Raw genomic sequence first — 15,252 nt, 5'->3', positions numbered from 1 at the left:
GCCGGACCGTCCACCGGCGGATCGGGCAGGCCGTCCACCGCCGGACCGGCCGCCGGACCGTCCGCCGGACCGGCCGACAGGTCGGGGACGTCGACCGGTGGGGCGGCGCTGCGGGTGGCGGTGACGGCGGCCGTCTGCCCGGCCAGCGCGGCCAGCGCGGTGGGCAGCGCCCGATCGACGTACTCGCAGAGCACGTGGGTGGAGACCAGGTGCAGCTCCTGCACCACCTGACTGTCCGGGGAGGCGACGGTGAGCGCCTCGTGGCAGGCCCCGGCGAGCGGATTCGGCGCGGGACCGGTGAACGCCCAGCAGCGCAGCCCGGTCTCCCGGGCGGCGTCGACGGCGGCGAGCAGGTTCCCGCTGGCCCCGCTGGTGGACATCAGCAGCAGGACGTCACCCGGACGGCCGTGGGCCCGCACCTGGCGGGCGAAGACCTCGTCGTAGCCGTAGTCGTTGCCGATCGCGGTCAACGCCGAGGTCTCGGCGTGCAGGGCGATCGCCGACAGCGGCTGACGGTCGTCGCGCAGCCGGCCGACCAGCTCGGCGGTGAGGTGCTGGGCCTCGGCGGCGCTGCCCCCGTTGCCGGCGACCAGCAACCGCCCGCCGCCGACCAGGACACCGGCCAGCTCGGTGCCCCACCGGGCCAGCAACGGCTCCGCCGCGCGGTACGGCAGCAGCGCCTCGGCCAGCAGGTTGAGGTGCGCGTCCAGCAGGCCGGCACGCGCCGCCCGGGTCGACGTCGTCATCAGGCGACCACCCGGCTCGGCCGGTGGACGGCGGCCACCTCGGCGTACACCTCGGCCAGCCGGTCGGCGGCGGTCGCCCAGGAGTAGCTGCGGCGGGCCCGCTGCAACGCGGCGGTGGCATAGCCGAAGCGGCGGATCCGGTCACCGAGCAGGCTGCCCAGCGCGGCGGCCAGGGCCTGCGGGTCACGGGCCGGGACCAGATCGCCGGTCACCCCGTCGACCACGGTGTCCCGGATGCCGCCGACCGCGGTGCCGACGACGGGTACGCCGCAGGCCATCGCCTCCAACGGGGTCAGCCCGAACGGCTCGTACCAGGGGGCGGCGACGAGCACGTCGGCCGACCGGTACCAGCGGCCCATCTCCTCCCGGGGCACCGCCCCGACCAGCCGGACCCGGTCGGCGACCCCGCAGGTGCCGGCGAGCGCCCGCAACCGCCGGGCGTACGGGTCGGTCTCCAGCAACCCGGCGGGCGGGCCGCCGACCACCACGCACTCGGCGTCGGGGACCAGCGCCATCGCCCGGATCACCGTCTGGAAGCCCTTGCGCTCCACCAGCCGGCCGACGGTGAGCACCCGGGGCCGGTCGGGTTCCCGCTCGACGGCCGGGCCGAGCGGGGCGAAGGTGTCCAGGTTCACCCCGGACGGCACGACGGTCATCCGGGACCGGGGAACGCCGAGCCGGACCAGCTCCCCCACCTCGTCGCGGCACTGGGCGACCACCCGGTCGACAGCGCGGCCCAGTTCCCGTTCGTAGCCGATCCGCCGGGCCGGGCTGGTGTCCTGCACCCCCTGGTAACGCTTCTTGACGGTGCCCAACGCGTGGTACGTCTGCACCACCGGCACCCCGGTCTGCCGGCCGGCGGTCAGCGCGGCCAGCCCACTCATCCAGAAGTGCGCGTGCACCACCTCGGGCACCCAGTCCCCGCCCCGCCACCGGGCGGTGAGCCAGTGGCTGAATTCCCTCATGTGCGGCAGCAGGGCGTCCTTGGCCACCGGCTCGGCCGGCCCGGCGGGGACGTGCACCACCTCGTACCCGTCCGGGGCCCGGGCGGTGACGGGCAGGTCGACGGCGTCGCGCCGGGTGTAGACCCGGACGTCGTGGCCGGCCGCCACCAGCGCGGCGGAGAGTTCCGCGACATGGGTGTTCTGCCCACCGGCGTCCTCACCGCCCAGCACGGCGAGCGGGCTGGCGTGCTCGGAGATCATCGCGATGCGCATACTTCCTCCTCCAGCAGGCGGTCCCAGTCGGCGAGGAAACGGTCGAGGCCGTAGCGGCCCAGGGCGGCGGTACGCGCCTCGGCACCCGCCCGGCGGGCCTCGGCGGGGTCGGCGACGAACCGGGCGGCGGCGGCCAGCAGGGTGTCGACCCGGGTGGCGAGCGCCCCCGCCCCGGGTGGCACCGCCTGCACGGCCTCGGTGGTGGCCAGCGCGACCACGGGCATGCCGATGGTCATCGCCTCGATCAGGCTCAGCCCCAGCGAGGTCCACCGGCACAGGTGCAGGTAGGCCCGCCGCCGGGCCAGCTCGGCGTGCATCCGGTGCTGCGGGACGTCGTCGTGGCTGGTCACCCGGTCGGCCGGCAGACCCAGGTGGTCGGCGAGCCCGGCCACCTGCATCCCGAACACGTCCAGCGGGGCGATCTCGGCGAACCGGGCCAGCAGGTCGGTGCCGGTGACCCGGCCCCGGCGTACCGGCTCGTTGATCACCACGGCGAGCCGGTCCAGCTCACCGGTCCAGGTCACGGCGGGCGGCACCACGCCGTGCTCGACGACGGCGGTGCGGGTGGTCCCGTTGTCCCAGAACAGCTCGTTGAAGTGGGTGACGTGGGTGAGCAGCAGGTCGTCCCGGTCGGCCATCGGGTGCCGGGTGTTCGGCACGTCGCCCTTCGGGGTGTTGTGCTCGACGTAGATCACCGGCACCGCCCGGCCGAGCCACTCCCTGGCCAGGTCGAACTCCTCGGGGCGTTGCAGCAGCACCACGTCGACGTCCTCCCGGCGCAACTGCTGCGGGGTCACCTCGACGGCGGTGTCCGGCCACGGGTAGGTGCGGGCCCGACCCAACCCGTACGGGCCCCGGTCGGGAGTGACCGGGACCAGGTAACGGTGCTTGCCGTGCACGAAGGACGTGGTCCACGAGCCGTGCACGTGCCAGAGCAGGATGTTCATCGACCCCTCCCCCACCCGACGGTCACCGGCGTCACGCCGGCCCCCGGCATCCCGCCGGCCCCCGGCGTCCCGCCCGAGGGTGCGCCGGGCGGCGGGCCGTCCGGGCCCGTGGGCGGCGGGCCGGCCGGGGCGTCGGCCGGGACGCCCAGCAGGCGTACCGCGTCGAGGACCCGGCCCGGTTCGACGGCGGCCAGGCAGGGGTGGCCGGGCACCGGGCAGACCGTGGCCCGGGTGTCCCGGCAGGGGGCGGCGGCATCGCCCAGCCGGACCGTCGGCACCCGGTACGGGCCCCACTGTCCGTACCTGACGGTCGGGGCGAACAGGCTGACCACCGGCACCCCCAGCGCGGCGGCCAGGTGGGCGGGGCCGGTGTTGCCGACCACCAGCGCACCGGCCCCGGCGAGCACCCCCGCCAGGTCGGCCAGCCCGGTCCGGCCGCCCAGGTCGATGCCGGTGGCGCCGGCCACCTGGGCGGTCAGTGCGGCCTCGTCGGGTCCACCGGTGACCGCCACCCGATGGCCGGCGGCGGTGAGCACCCGGACGATCCGGGCGGCCAACTCGGGTGGCACGGCCCGGCTCGGCACCGCCGAACCGGGGTGCAGCACCAGATAGCCGGGGCCGCCGAGCCCGGCCGCCGCAGTGGCCGGCAGCCGGTCGGTGCGCACCCGCAGCCGCAGGTCGTCGCCGTCGGGCAGGGCGAAGCCGGCGGCGACGGCCAACGACAACGCCCGTTCCGGCTCGGGCAGCCCGTCGGGGACCCGGTGTCGGACGTCGAGCAGGGAGCCGGGGTAGTCGTCGCTGATCGCGCTGACCCTCGGCACACCGGCCATCCGCAGCAGCAGGGCCAGCGGCAGGGGCGACTGGTGGAAGGAGGTGAAGACGACCGCCTCGTCGGCGCGGACGGCGCGCAGCCGGGTGGTGAGCCGACCGATGTCCTGCGGGTCCACCGGGGCGGGTGCGCCGTCGATCCAGGGCAGCGGCCACTCGATGATCTCGTCGACGCCGGGCAGCAGGGCGGCGGCGTCCCGGCCCCGGGGACCGCAGAGCAGCACGACGCGCCCGGCGTGCCCGGCGACGGCGCGGATGGCGGGGCCGGTGACCAGGACGTCCCCGGCGGAGTCGCTGCGGACCACCAGCACGGTGCCGGTCCGGCGCGGCGGCGGACCGGCGACCAGAGCGGCGCGGCGCAGGATCAGGTCCACGGCGGCGGGCAGGTCGGCGGCGACGTGTCCGGCGGCGGCCACCTCGGCGGCCCGGGTGGTGGGGGTGGGCACCAGGATCGCGGCGGCACCGGCCGCGGCGGCGGCGGCCTGGTCGGCGTCGATGTCCCCGACCAGCACGCAGCGGTCCGCGGTGGTGCCGAGCGCCCGCGCGGCGGCGTGCACCATGCCGGGGGCGGGTTTACGGCAGCCGCAGCCGGCCCGCTCGTCGTGTGGGCAGTACTGCCAGGTGTCGAAGGGGCCGAGCAGTTCCTCGACCCGGGCGTTGACGGCGCGCAGCTGGGCCGTGGAGAACAGCCCCCGGGCCAGCCCCGACTGGTTGGTGACCACCCCGAGGCGCAGACCCGCCGCACGCAGCCGGTCCAGTGCCGCCCGGGCCCCCGGCACCGGCCGGACCTTGTCCGGGTCGCCGTTGTAGGGGACGTCCTCGATCAGGGTGCCGTCGCGGTCGAGCAGCACCGCGTCGTACAGCGCGGGACGACCCCGGCCAGTGACCGGGTCAACCCGGCCTGACCTGCACTGATAAGGCTCCGCGTCCCGTCGCACGGGCGGCGGGTTCCCGAGGCCCCGGGGAGTAAACCTGACCCTACCGGGCGGTACCACGGCTCACCCGTGCCGTTACCCCCCGACCCGGAGAAGCTAACGCGACGGGTTAGGCCCGGACGGCCCGGGTACAGGGCAGCGGTGGCGATTGTGGAGAGAGTGATCGATGCACCCCCACAGCAGGTCTTCGACGTGCTGGCCGACGGTTGGACGTACAGCGACTGGGTGGTCGGCACGGTGCACGTACGGGACGTCGACGCGCAGTGGCCCCGGGTGGGCACCCAGCTGCACCACCGGGCCGGGCCGTGGCCGTTCTCACTGGAGGACGCCTCGACGGTGCTGGTCTGCGAGCCGCCCCACCGGCTGGTGCTGCGGGCCGGGCTGTGGCCGGCCGGAGAGGCGGTCGTGGTCTTCACCCTGACTCCGGAGGGTGACGGCGCGACCCGGGTGCGCATCGGCGAGGACTTCGCCGCCGGCCCACTGCGCTGGTTCCGCAACAAGCTCAACGATCTGGTGCTGCACCAGCGCAACAAGGAGACCCTGCGCCGACTCTCCGACATCGCCGTCCGGCAGAAGGCCGACGAGCGCGCCGATCGGTGACGGGACGGTCGCGGGGAGCCTAGGCGGGGTCCCGGCCGACTCTTGGCTACCCTGTGGGGGAATGCCGTCCGCCGACTGAGGATGTCCGACATGATCGAACCCGTGGAGCTGCCGTCACCGTGGCGGGACGCACGCCTGACCGTCGTGGTCCCCACCTACAACGAGGCGGGCAACCTCCCGGTGTTGGTCGACCGGCTGCTGGCCCTGCCGCTGCCGGGATTGAAGGTGCTCGTCGCCGACGACAACTCGCCGGACGGCACCGGTGAGGTGGCCGACAAGCTGGCCATCGAGCACCCGGACAAGGTGCAGGTGGTGCACCGCGCCGGCAAGGAGGGCCTGGGCCGGGCGTACGTGGACGGCATCGGCCGGGCCCTGGACGGCGGCGCGGAGTACGTGGCGCAGATGGACGCCGACCTGTCGCACCCGCCGGAGGCGCTGCCCGGGATGCTGGGGGCGCTGCTCTCCACCCAGGCCGGCGTGGTGATCGGCTCCCGGTACGTCCCCGGCGGCCAGCTCGACGAGGCGTGGCCGCTCTACCGTCGCGCGCTCAGCGGCTGGGCCAACCTCTACGTGCACACCCTGCTGCGGGTGCGCATCCGCGACCTGACCGCCGGTTTCAAGATCTGGCGGGCCGACGCACTGCACGACATCGGCCTGCACCGGGTGCAGTCGAACGGTTACAGCTTCCAGGTGGAGATGCATTACCTGGCCACCAAGCTGGGGCACACCATCCTGGAGGTGCCGATCCGGTTCGAGGAGCGCCGCGACGGCTTGTCCAAGATGACCACCGCGACCAAGGTGGAGAGCGCGCTGATGCCGTTCAAGCTGCGTACCCGGCACCGCAACCTGGACTCCTGACGCCCGACGCCGGCCCGGCGCGACCTCCCCCCGGGCCGGCGGGGTCGTCACCGGTGAACGCCCCGGCCGGCCGGCTCAGCGGTCGTCCCGGTAGAGCGTCCGGTGCGCGGCGTCGATCACCCCGGCGTAGAGGCCACCGGTGACGGCCCGGTCGCGGGCCAGCGCCGCCCGGGCGGCGTTCGCGCCGGGCGCGCCGTGCACCCCGCCGCCGGGGTGCGCCGACGCGCTGGCCAGGTAGAGCCGGTCGATCGGGGTGTCGGCCCGGCCCAGGCCGGGGATCGGGCGCAGGAACAGCTGCTGGTACGCCGCCGCGGTGCCACCGCCCAACGCCCCGCCGACCAGGCTCGGGTCGCCCTGCTCCAGCTCGGCCGGCCCGGCCACGTGCCGGCCGACGATCCGGCTGCGGAACCCCGGGGCGGCGGCCTCCAGCACGTCCTCCATCCGGTCCACCTGCCGGGCGATGTCCTCGGCCCGCCAGTGCCGCCGGAACGGCAGGTGGGTGTACGCCCAGAGCGACTCGGTGCCGGCCGGCGAGTGCGTCGGGTCGGCGGTGCTCATCTGCCCGACCAGCAGGAACGGCGTCGCCGGGATCTCGCCCCGGGCCAGTTCGGCGGAGTAGGTGGTGAGCCCGTCGAGGTCGGCGCCCAGGTGCACGGTGCCGGCGTCGGCCACCGCCGGGTTGGTCCACGGCACCGGGGCGGACAGCGCCCAGTCGACCTTGAGGGTGGAGCCGTCCCAGCGGAAATGGGCCAGGTCCTCCACCAGCCGGGGTGGCAGCAGTGCGGCGCCCACCAGGTCCAGGTAGAGGGCGGGGGCGGGCACGTCGGCGAGCACCGCCCGACGGGCCCGCCAGGTGGCCCCGCCGACGGTGCGGACCCCCATCGCCCGGCCCCGGGCGGTGAGCACCCGGTCGACCGTCGCCCGGTAGGAGATCCGGCCGCCCCGCTCGGTGAGCCGGGCGACCAGCGCGTCGGTGATCCGCTGGGCGCCACCGACCGGCACCGGCCAGCCGACCTGCTGACCCAGCATGGCCAGCAGCCAGCCGTACACGCCGGAGCCGGCCTCCTCGGGGGACAGGTCGGTGTGCAGGGCGCAGCCGGCCAGCAGCACCGGGCCGCCCTCGCCGGTGAACAGCTCGGCACCGAGCTTGCGCACCGGCAGGACCAGCCGGCGGGCCAGTCGCAGCGCACCGCCGACCCGTAGCTGGCGCAGCAGGCCGAGCCCGCCGCGCACCGGTGGGAACGGGGTGGTGATGGCGTCGAGCATCGGCCCGGAGACCTGCGCCCAGTCGGCGTACGCGTGCCGCCAGCGGTCCCCGTCGCCGGGGGCGAACGTCTCCAGCGAGGCGGCGGTACGGTCCAGGTCCCGGTTGATCACCGCGGCCCGTCCGTCGGGCAGCAGGTGGGCCAGCACGTCGGGGGCGTGCGTCCAGGTCAGCCCGTGGCGGGGCAGGTCGAGGCCGGCCAGCACCGGGGAGGCGTACCCGAGGGGGTAGAAGGAGCTGTAGAGGTCGCTGAGGTAGCCGGGGGCGGTGACCTCGGCGGACTGGACCGCCCCACCGGGCATGGCGGTCGCCTCCAGCACCACGACGTCCCAGCCGGCGTCGGCGAGCAGGTTGGCGGCCACCAGGCCGTTGTGGCCGGCGCCGATGACGACGGCGTCCGCGCTGTCCGTGCCGGTCGAGATCATCAGATCCGGCTACCCGGCCGGCAACCGGGCGAAACGCGTTTGCGTCGCCGGGAGCCGGGCATCCCGCCGCATGTACCGGGTGGAGCAGCTCATCGGTGGAGTATGGGGCGCGGGCGGTGCGGGCGGTGAGTTGACGGTCCACGATCCGGCCGACGGCTCCCCGTTCGGCACGGTGCCGGTGGCGACGGTGGACGAGGTGGCCAAGGCGGTCGAGGCGGCCCGGGAACTGGCCAGCGAGTGGGCGGCCACCCCGACGGCGCAGCGGGCCGAACTGCTGGCCCAGGCGGCGGACGCGGTGGCCGCGGGGGCGGAGGAGTTGGCCGCCGCGACGACGGCGGAGATGGGCAAGCCGCTGGGTGACGCCCGGGGTGGGGTGGCGGCCGGCGTGGGCACCCTGCGCCAGTACGCCGAGCTGGGCCCGCTGCGGGGTGGTCGGACGCTGCACGGCGGCGTCGACGCGATCGACTTCATGACGCCGCAGCCGCGCGGGGTGGTCGCCGCGATCACCCCGTGGAACGACCCGGTCGCGGTCTCCTGCGGCCTGCTCGGCGCCGCCCTGGTCACCGGCAACGTGGTGCTGTTCAAGCCCAGCGAACGCACCCCGGTGACGGGTTGGCTGCTGGCCCGGCTGCTCGACGGGGTGTTCCCGGCCGGGGTGCTGTCCCTGCTGACCGGGGGTGCGGAGGTGGGCGCGGCGCTGGCCGCCCAGCCGGTGGACGTGGTCGCGCACGTCGGTGCCACGGCGACCGGCCGGGCGATCGCGGCGGCCTGCGCCCGGAGCGGGGCCAAGGCCCTGTTGGAGAACGGCGGCAGCGACCCGCTGGTGGTCGACGCCGGGGTGGACCCCGGCTGGGCGGCCGGGCAGGCGGCCCTGGGCGCGTTCGCCAACGCCGGGCAGCTCTGCACGGCGGTGGAACGGATCTATGTGCACCGGGACATCGCCGAGGACTTCGCCGACGCGCTGGTGGAGCGGGCCGGGGCGCTGGTCGTCGGGCCGGGGCGCGACCCGGCCACCGAGCTGGGCCCGCTGGTCGACCGGCGACACCGCGACCAGGTGCACGGGCAGGTCACGGCGGCGGTGGCGCAGGGGGCGACGCTGCGCGCCGGTGGGATGCTGCCGGACGGGCCGGGGGCGTTCTATCCGGCGACGGTGGTCACCGACTGCCGCCAGGAGATGACGCTGGTGCGGGAGGAGACGTTCGGGCCGGTGGCGGCCGTGGTGACGGTGGACTCGTTCAGCGAGGCGCTGCGCTGCGCCGCCGACTCGCCGTACGGGCTGGCCGCGACGGTGCTGACCGGGTCGATGAGCCACGCCCAGCGGGCCTGGCGGGAGCTGCCGGTGGGCACCGTCAAGGTCAACGCGGTGTTCGGGGGCGCGCCGGGTGGCGCCGCGCAGCCACGCCGGGGCAGCGGCCACGGCTTCGGGTACGGCCCGGAGCTGCTGGACGAGTTCAGCACGGTCAAGGCGGTCCACCTGGAACCGCCGGCCGGCGGCCACTGGTGAGCCGGGCCGCCCCGGTCGGGGCGGCCCGGCTCGCGCGTACCCGGTGGTCAGTCGCCGCGGGCCTTCCGGGTGGCCCGGTCGTTGGCCTTCCCGATCGCCGTGACCAGTTCCGGCTTGGTCATCCGGCTGCGGCCCGGCACGTCCAGTTTCCGCGCCACCTCCATCAGGTGGTCCTTGGTGGCGTTGGCGTCCACCCCGCCGGCGGTGGGGGCCCGACGGTCCGGACCGCCGCCTTCGGCCTGCCGGTCGCTGGGTCCCTTGCGGCCCTTGGGTTCCCAGTGGTCGCCGACCTTCTCGAACGTGTGCTTGACGGCGGCGAAGGCGGCGCGGTGCGCCCGCTCCCCCTCGCCGTAGGTCTCCACCGCCGAGTCGTGTGTCTTCTCCCAGGTGCGTTGCGCCTTCTCCGGGGAGCGTCGCAGCGTGCTGGGCAGTACCTCGCGCCCGGGCATCTCGTCCTCCTCCGCGTCGACTGTTCGGCTGTCTGAACGGTTCCCTGCGCCCGTACCGGCAAACGCCGGCGTCGGGTTTGTCGATTTCCGCCGCCGGGTACCGCCCGGCCCAGGCGCGTGCCGGACGTCGGGTCCGCGGGTCGCCGGGCGACGAGGAGCCGAGCATGGCAGCGACGACGGAGCCGACCGCGCTCGCCGATGACGGACCGCAGCTGCGGATTCCCCGGCGGATGCGCCAGTTGAGCTGGTCCACCTGGCGGGGCGTGCTGATCCGCAGCGGGCAGGGTTTCGTCAAGGACAACTGCGCCGACTGGGCGGCGGCGTTGACCTACTACGGGGTGCTCGCCCTGTTTCCGTCCACGGTCGTGGTGGTCGCCCTGGTCGGTCTGGTCTCGGACGGCGAGCGGACCGTGGACACGGTGCTGGACCTGGCCCGCGACATCGGGGCCGGTTCGGTGGTCGGCAACGAGGGTTTCGTCTCGGTGGTCCGCACGGTGGTCGACCAGCAGAGCGGCACGAAGGTGCTGCTCAGCTTCGGGTTGGCGGGCGCGTTGTGGTCGGCGTCCGGGTTCATCGGGGCGTTCACCCGGGCCTCCAACGCGATCTACGGGGTCGAGGAGGGCCGGCCGTTCTACCGGTTGCGCCCGTTGCAGATCGGGATGGCCGCGCTGTCGCTGCTGTTGCTCGCGGTGGTGGCGCTGGGCCTGATCGTCAGTGGCCCGGTCACCGACGCGGTGGGCAACCTGGTGGGTGCGGGCGGACTGGCCCGGACGACGTGGAGCGTCGTGAAGTGGCCGGTGCTCGCCATGGTGGTGATGGCCCTGTTGTCGCTGATGTTCTGGATCGCGCCGAACGTCCGGCAACCCCGGTTCCGGTGGCTCACCCCGGGCGGGGCGGTGGCCCTGCTGTCCTGGATCGTCGTCTCCTTCGGCTTCGGCCTGTACGTGGCCAACTTCGGCTCGTACGACGTCACCTACGGCAGCCTGGGCGCGGTGATCGCCTTCCTGGTGTGGCTGTACCTGTCCAATTCGGCGCTGATGTTCGGGGTGCAGATCAACGCCGAGTTGCAGCGGGGGCGCAGGTTGCAGGCGGGCCGGGACGCCCCGGGTGAGCCGGCGCTGCCGCCGAAGGCCACCGCCGGTTCGTGACCGGTCGGGTTCCGTGTCCGGCCCGGCGTTTCCCCGCACCGACTGCGGGTAGCACACCAGACATGGAACGTGGCAGCAGCAAGCACGCACCAAGGGTCGACGATCAGATGAGCCAGGAGGTCAGCGGCCTCGTCCAGGGGCCGGGCACCGGGGGCTCGCGGGTCGAGGAGTTCCGCGAGGCGGAGCCGGCCGGCGAGGACCAGCCGGGTGCCACCACGGCCCCGGCGGGCGACCTGCGGACCGGCACCCCGCAGGGGATGACCTCGCAGGACGTGGAGGCGCGCAGCCGGTTGGGCCGGTTCATCACGATGACGGCCCTGCCCGGGGACCGACTGGCCCTGATCGCCAACGCCCGGGAGAACGAGGCGCCCGACGACCTCGTGGCCGCCCTGGATCGGCTGCCGGAGGGCACCCGCTACCAGACGATCTCCGAGGTGTGGGCCGCCCTCGGGCACCGTAACGAGACGACGCGCTGGTGACCGGATCGGCCCACGATCCGGACGACCACCAGCGGGCAGAGGAGGACTTCCAATGAGCGGCGTTATCGAGCATGTGGACGTGTCCGTACCGGTACGGACCGCCTACGACCAGTGGACCCAGTTCGAGGAGTTCCCCCACTTCATGGAGGGGGTGCAGGAGGTCCGGCAGTTGTCGGAGACGATGACCCACTGGACGGTGGAGATCGCCGGGGTCAAGCGCGAGTTCGACGCCGAGATCACCGAGCAGCTGCCCGACGAGCGGGTGGCCTGGAAGTCGACCGGCGGCACCCAGCAGGCCGGTGTGGTGACGTTCCACCGCCTCGACGAGAGCAACACCCGGGTGACCCTCCAGATGGACTTCGCGCCGCACGGCGTGGTCGAGCAGGCCGGCGACAAGCTCGGCGTGGTCGACCGGCGCGCCAAGGGTGACCTGGAGCGGTTCAAGCAGTTCATCGAGCGGCGCGGTCAGGAGACCGGCGCGTGGCGCGGGTCGGTCGACCGCCCGCAGCCCTGATCCACACCCCCGCACGCAGATCCTGCGCTCCACCGACGGCCGCCGGCTCCCCCGGCGGCCGTCAGCGGTGCCGGGGCTGTTGCGGTCCGCCCCGGAGTTGGCCGTTTGCGATCATCGGGTCGGGGTACCGCGAAGGGATGACGGACAACGACGGCAGGGTCTGGCGGGACGAGGAGAAGACGCCGCTGGAGGAGTTGGACCGGGCGATCGCCCGGTCCACCATCGACGGGCAGGCCGACGATCCGACCGGCAACGACGCGGGTGAGGAGGCCGCCTTCGGGCACGGCCCCGAACCGGTGGACCGGGGTGCCGGCCCGGAAGCCGAGCGGCGGGAGATGACCGACACCGAGCGCGCCTACCGCCCCTCCACGACGGGACGTACCGGCCCGGACACCATGTGACCCACCGGTCCTCTCAGTCGGCCGGTGCGGCGGTGCGGCGGGCGGCTGCCGCGTGCGCCACCAGCAGCGCCACCGCCAGCACCGTCAGCACCGGGCCGAGCAACCGCACCGACGTGTCGCCGAGCAGCACCCCGAGCCCGGCCGGGATGAGGGCCGCCCCGATCCCGGCGGCACCGATCTGCACGCCGATCACCCGGTCCGCGTGCTGCCGGCCGACCCGCTCCGCCGTGGTCAGGGTGAGCAGCGGGAAGACCGGCGCGGCGGCGAAGCCGAGCACGACCAGGCCGGCCACCGACACCCAGCCCGGGGCCGGCAGCGCGATCAGCACCGCCCCGGCGGTCATTCCCAGCAGGCTGCCCCGCAGCACCCGGTCGGTGCCGAGCCGCTCGGCGACGAGGCCCTGCACCACGCGGCCGACGAAGAGGCTCCCCCAGTAGCCGGAGACGCTCAGCCCGGCGACCGTGGCGGGCAGCCCCCGCCCCTCGGTGAGCAGCAGGAACGCGTAGAGCCCGGCGGACACCTCAATGGCCACGTAGATGGCGAAGGCGAGCGCGCCGAACCAGACGGCGGGCAACCGGAGGGTCTCGGCGATCCGCATCGCGGCCGGCTCCCGCGCCCCGGCCCGCGCCGCCGCGTCGTCGACCGGCCCGCCCGGCACGTGGCCGACGGGCCCGCCTGTGGTGTCGTCGAGCGGGGCGCCTGTGGTGTGGTCGGCGGGCGCGGCGCGCTTCGGCGACGTCGGGCCGCCCGTGCGGTCCCGCCACGCGCTGACGGTGAGCGCGAACGCGGTGGCCAGCACGAGCTGGGCGGCGGCGGTGACCGCGTACCCCCAGCGCCAGCCCGCGCCGGTGCTCAGCATCGCGGTCATCACCAGGGGGCCGATCGCCACGCCGAGGCCGAAGAAAGCGTGCATCCAGTTCATGTGCCGGGCGCCGAACGCGCCGGCGGCGTACGCGTTGAGGCCGGAGTCGATGGCCCCGGAGCCGAGGCCGAGCACCAGCGCACAGCAGATCAGCACGGTCAGCGCCGGCGCGGTGGCGTATCCGGTCAGGGCCAGGCTGGCCAGCAGGGTGCTACCGGCCAGCAGCCGGCCCACGCCGAGCCGGGCGAGGGTGAACCCGGCCAGGACGCTGGAGGTGAGGTACCCGATCGTGCCGGCGGTGAGCACCAGGCCGACCGCTGCGGTGGGTACGCCGAACTCGGCGCTGATCGAGGGCCAGCCGACGCCGAGCAGCCCGTCGGGCAGGCCGAGGCTGACGAAGGCGAGGTAGGCGAGCAGGAGCAGCGCGGGGCGGGGTGGGGCGACGGACACGGAGGCTCATCCTGCCGCATCATCGAGAACGGGTCGACGTGATTGTCGCCTCCCCCGAACCGGCACTCTGGAACGCCCGGACGGGCAGGAAACCGGACAGGTCGTCCAGAATCCTCCGTTCGGCTGACGGCAATCCGGGGCGCTCGCGCAAGACTTTCCGGATGCAACAGGGTTCCGGTTTCCTCACCCCTCGTCAGCGCCGCCTGGCTTGGCTCGGCTTCCTGCTCGCCGCCGTCCAGGCTCCGGTCGCCGCCAGGTTCGCCTCCGACGACTCGTGGCTGTTCAGCCTCTGCGTCGCGCTCATGGTGGCCACCGTGATCATCGCCGACGACGCCGGCCGTCGTCGTCCGGCCGACGCCACCTCCGTGGAATGACACCCGCCCGGCGGCACCGCTGATCAGGGGGTCGGGCCGGGAAACTCCCGCTGCGGGCAGCTGAGCGGACGGGCCGGGTCGACCCGGTGCAGGGCGTACCCGGTCCCCTGGGTCGGGACGTGCGTGCTCGGCGCCCGGTCGCCGAGCTGGACCAGGGCGTGCCAGCCGGTGCGCTGGGCGGTATAGAGCGTGCAGCCGTCGAGGACCTGGGTGTGCTGTCGGGCGGCCACGGTGGCCCGGCCCTGGGCGAAGGTGGCCGGATCGGCCGGGTCGCTCTCCGCCAGCAGCAGCGACGACGCGGCGGTCGTGGTGTTCGCCCAGAACGACTCCCCCGCCGCCAGGTAGAGATCGGCGACGGCGACCACGTCGTGGTCGACCAGGCTGGAGAAGGTCAGGTCGGGGTCGGCTGCGCCGGTGGTGCCGGGGTAGGTCACCGGCGGCAGGGTGATCGTGGTGGTGTCCGTACGCTGCTGCACCCAGTACGGACCGGGCGTGTACGCGGTCACCACGGCCGTGTACCCGCCGAACGGCCGGTGCCCGGGCGTGGAGTCGACCACCACGAAGTCGGTGCGCCCGACGCCGTACCAGCTGGTGGCCAGGGTGGTGCCGGCGCTGTCGCGCAGGGTCAGGTCCCAGTCGGCCATCGCGGTGGGCTGGACGGCGACCACCGACCAGCGACGCTGGTAGGTGCGGTAGGTGTAGTCCTGCGCGGTGCGGGCGATCAGCACGTCGCCGTCGCCGAGCGCGGTGCCGGCGACCGCCGCCCCGGGGTACGGCAGCGGCGCGGCGAGGGCCACCACGAGGAGGCCGGCGAGGTGCGCGCCGCACCACCGGCGGCCGGTTCGGGACAATGCCATCGGTGGGATTCCTTCCGGGCGGGATCTGGACTGTAGCGACGTCGGGCCGCTGCGGGGACGCTCCCGCGTTGTCGGATATCGGCCCCGCCGCGCCGCGGCCCGGCGTGCGGCACGCCCCGCGCCACCACGCCCCCGGCGATCCAGCACGATGCCCCGCCGCAGGACGGCCTGCCCGGGTCCGGCGGTCCCGGCCCACCCGGGGTCGCCGTCCCGTCGACGCCCGCGCGTCGGGGTCGTCCCGTTGCTGCCCGCCCCTGCCGCGAAGGCCGCCGGTGCGCGTGCTTCCCCCTCTGTTCACCGGGGACCGGGTCGGTGCGCGTGGCGGAGTCCGGCCGGACCGGAGGGTGTGCCGGTACCGGCCGAGCGGCCGACTCCGCCCCGGTTACCCGGTGGT

Annotated in this window: 14 protein-coding genes and 2 pseudogenes; 8 read left to right on the top strand and 8 right to left on the bottom strand. The window is 74.8% G+C overall.

Annotated elements, in window-relative coordinates:
* Window positions 1–5 precede the first annotated feature (5 nt).
* The 4 genes and pseudogenes from ACQP1S_RS10575 to ACQP1S_RS10560 form a co-directional block, all read right to left on the bottom strand.
* Window positions 6–746: pseudogene (locus tag ACQP1S_RS10575) on the bottom strand (D-sedoheptulose-7-phosphate isomerase); the annotation flags it as partial.
* Window positions 746–1,963: a glycosyltransferase gene (locus ACQP1S_RS10570; protein WP_091246491.1), complete on the bottom strand. Its 1,218-nt coding sequence runs from the start codon at window positions 1,961–1,963 to the stop codon at window positions 746–748. The pseudogene ACQP1S_RS10575 and the gene ACQP1S_RS10570, both read right to left, overlap by 1 nt.
* Complete coding sequence (locus ACQP1S_RS10565) at window positions 1,948–2,910, bottom strand: glycosyltransferase (protein ID WP_432905717.1); 963 nt, start codon at window positions 2,908–2,910, stop codon at window positions 1,948–1,950. Before ACQP1S_RS10565 ends, ACQP1S_RS10570 begins: the two co-directional genes overlap by 16 nt.
* A 125-nt stretch (window positions 2,911–3,035) precedes the next feature.
* Window positions 3,036–4,676: pseudogene (locus ACQP1S_RS10560) on the bottom strand (HAD-IIIA family hydrolase); the annotation flags it as partial.
* Between the two features lie 156 nt (window positions 4,677–4,832).
* Here ACQP1S_RS10560 and ACQP1S_RS10555 point away from each other — a divergent pair.
* The gene (locus ACQP1S_RS10555; protein ID WP_432905714.1) at window positions 4,833–5,273 is read left to right on the top strand and encodes an SRPBCC family protein; all 441 of its coding nucleotides are present in this window, start codon (window positions 4,833–4,835) and stop codon (window positions 5,271–5,273) included.
* A 90-nt stretch (window positions 5,274–5,363) separates the two neighbouring features.
* The gene (locus ACQP1S_RS10550) at window positions 5,364–6,131 is read left to right on the top strand and encodes a polyprenol monophosphomannose synthase (protein ID WP_091246498.1); all 768 of its coding nucleotides are present in this window, start codon (window positions 5,364–5,366) and stop codon (window positions 6,129–6,131) included.
* A gap of 75 nt (window positions 6,132–6,206) precedes the next feature.
* On the opposite strand, the gene ACQP1S_RS10545 is transcribed toward ACQP1S_RS10550, so the two are convergent.
* Entirely contained in the window at window positions 6,207–7,820 is a 1,614-nt protein-coding gene (locus ACQP1S_RS10545; RefSeq protein ID WP_432905710.1) for a phytoene desaturase family protein, read from the bottom strand.
* 70 nt (window positions 7,821–7,890) lie between these two features.
* On the opposite strand from ACQP1S_RS10545, the gene ACQP1S_RS10540 reads away from it, so the two are divergent.
* On the top strand, window positions 7,891–9,324 hold the full coding sequence (locus ACQP1S_RS10540; protein WP_432905707.1) for an aldehyde dehydrogenase family protein: 1,434 nt from the start codon (window positions 7,891–7,893) through the stop codon (window positions 9,322–9,324).
* 47 nt (window positions 9,325–9,371) lie between these two features.
* On the opposite strand, the gene ACQP1S_RS10535 is transcribed toward ACQP1S_RS10540, so the two are convergent.
* Window positions 9,372–9,773: a ChaB family protein gene (locus ACQP1S_RS10535; protein ID WP_432905704.1), complete on the bottom strand. Its 402-nt coding sequence runs from the start codon at window positions 9,771–9,773 to the stop codon at window positions 9,372–9,374.
* A 164-nt stretch (window positions 9,774–9,937) separates the two neighbouring features.
* Between ACQP1S_RS10535 and ACQP1S_RS10530 the strand changes: the two genes are divergently transcribed.
* From ACQP1S_RS10530 to ACQP1S_RS10515, 4 genes are all read left to right on the top strand, one after another.
* Entirely contained in the window at window positions 9,938–10,921 is a 984-nt protein-coding gene (locus tag ACQP1S_RS10530) for a YihY/virulence factor BrkB family protein (protein ID WP_432905701.1), read from the top strand.
* A gap of 62 nt (window positions 10,922–10,983) precedes the next feature.
* Window positions 10,984–11,400, top strand: a complete 417-nt coding sequence (locus ACQP1S_RS10525) for a DUF2795 domain-containing protein (protein WP_432905698.1) — start codon at window positions 10,984–10,986, stop codon at window positions 11,398–11,400.
* Between the two features lie 52 nt (window positions 11,401–11,452).
* Window positions 11,453–11,914 (top strand): SRPBCC family protein, encoded by a 462-nt coding sequence (locus ACQP1S_RS10520; RefSeq protein ID WP_432905695.1) that lies wholly within the window; start codon window positions 11,453–11,455, stop codon window positions 11,912–11,914.
* A 137-nt stretch (window positions 11,915–12,051) separates the two neighbouring features.
* Window positions 12,052–12,315: a hypothetical protein gene (locus ACQP1S_RS10515; RefSeq protein ID WP_091246513.1), complete on the top strand. Its 264-nt coding sequence runs from the start codon at window positions 12,052–12,054 to the stop codon at window positions 12,313–12,315.
* Between the two features lie 13 nt (window positions 12,316–12,328).
* On the opposite strand, the gene ACQP1S_RS10510 is transcribed toward ACQP1S_RS10515, so the two are convergent.
* The gene (locus tag ACQP1S_RS10510; protein WP_432905692.1) at window positions 12,329–13,627 is read right to left on the bottom strand and encodes an MFS transporter; all 1,299 of its coding nucleotides are present in this window, start codon (window positions 13,625–13,627) and stop codon (window positions 12,329–12,331) included.
* 161 nt (window positions 13,628–13,788) lie between these two features.
* Here ACQP1S_RS10510 and ACQP1S_RS10505 point away from each other — a divergent pair, with 161 nt between their 5' ends.
* Window positions 13,789–14,001: a hypothetical protein gene (locus tag ACQP1S_RS10505; protein WP_432905689.1), complete on the top strand. Its 213-nt coding sequence runs from the start codon at window positions 13,789–13,791 to the stop codon at window positions 13,999–14,001.
* Window positions 14,002–14,024: 23 nt separating this feature from the next.
* On the opposite strand, the gene ACQP1S_RS10500 is transcribed toward ACQP1S_RS10505, so the two are convergent.
* Window positions 14,025–14,858 carry a hypothetical protein gene (locus tag ACQP1S_RS10500; protein ID WP_432905687.1) on the bottom strand — a complete coding sequence of 278 codons (834 nt, stop codon included), beginning with the start codon at window positions 14,856–14,858 and terminating at the stop codon, window positions 14,025–14,027.
* Window positions 14,859–15,252: the final 394 nt, after the last annotated feature.

The sequence above is a fragment of the Micromonospora matsumotoense genome, assembly GCF_050951065.1.
In the GTDB taxonomy this organism is placed as follows: domain Bacteria; phylum Actinomycetota; class Actinomycetes; order Mycobacteriales; family Micromonosporaceae; genus Micromonospora; species Micromonospora matsumotoensis.
The sequence above is the reverse complement of the archived record's forward strand: the minus strand, read 5'-3'. Positions and strand labels throughout refer to the sequence as shown.

What these genes read in the sequence shown, in the direction of transcription:
- ACQP1S_RS10570 (WP_091246491.1), bottom strand. Translation starts at nt 1,963, where the DNA reads ATGCGCATCGCGATGATCTCCGAGCACGCCAGCCCGCTCGCCGTGCTG.
- ACQP1S_RS10565 (WP_432905717.1), bottom strand. Translation starts at nt 2,910, where the DNA reads ATGAACATCCTGCTCTGGCACGTGCACGGCTCGTGGACCACGTCCTTC.
- ACQP1S_RS10550 (WP_091246498.1), top strand. Translation starts at nt 5,364, where the DNA reads ATGATCGAACCCGTGGAGCTGCCGTCACCGTGGCGGGACGCACGCCTG.
- ACQP1S_RS10545 (WP_432905710.1), bottom strand. Translation starts at nt 7,820, where the DNA reads ATGATCTCGACCGGCACGGACAGCGCGGACGCCGTCGTCATCGGCGCC.
- ACQP1S_RS10540 (WP_432905707.1), top strand. Translation starts at nt 7,891, where the DNA reads ATGTACCGGGTGGAGCAGCTCATCGGTGGAGTATGGGGCGCGGGCGGT.
- ACQP1S_RS10535 (WP_432905704.1), bottom strand. Translation starts at nt 9,773, where the DNA reads ATGCCCGGGCGCGAGGTACTGCCCAGCACGCTGCGACGCTCCCCGGAG.
- ACQP1S_RS10530 (WP_432905701.1), top strand. Translation starts at nt 9,938, where the DNA reads ATGGCAGCGACGACGGAGCCGACCGCGCTCGCCGATGACGGACCGCAG.
- ACQP1S_RS10525 (WP_432905698.1), top strand. Translation starts at nt 10,984, where the DNA reads ATGGAACGTGGCAGCAGCAAGCACGCACCAAGGGTCGACGATCAGATG.
- ACQP1S_RS10520 (WP_432905695.1), top strand. Translation starts at nt 11,453, where the DNA reads ATGAGCGGCGTTATCGAGCATGTGGACGTGTCCGTACCGGTACGGACC.
- ACQP1S_RS10515 (WP_091246513.1), top strand. Translation starts at nt 12,052, where the DNA reads ATGACGGACAACGACGGCAGGGTCTGGCGGGACGAGGAGAAGACGCCG.
- ACQP1S_RS10505 (WP_432905689.1), top strand. Translation starts at nt 13,789, where the DNA reads ATGCAACAGGGTTCCGGTTTCCTCACCCCTCGTCAGCGCCGCCTGGCT.
- ACQP1S_RS10500 (WP_432905687.1), bottom strand. Translation starts at nt 14,858, where the DNA reads ATGGCATTGTCCCGAACCGGCCGCCGGTGGTGCGGCGCGCACCTCGCC.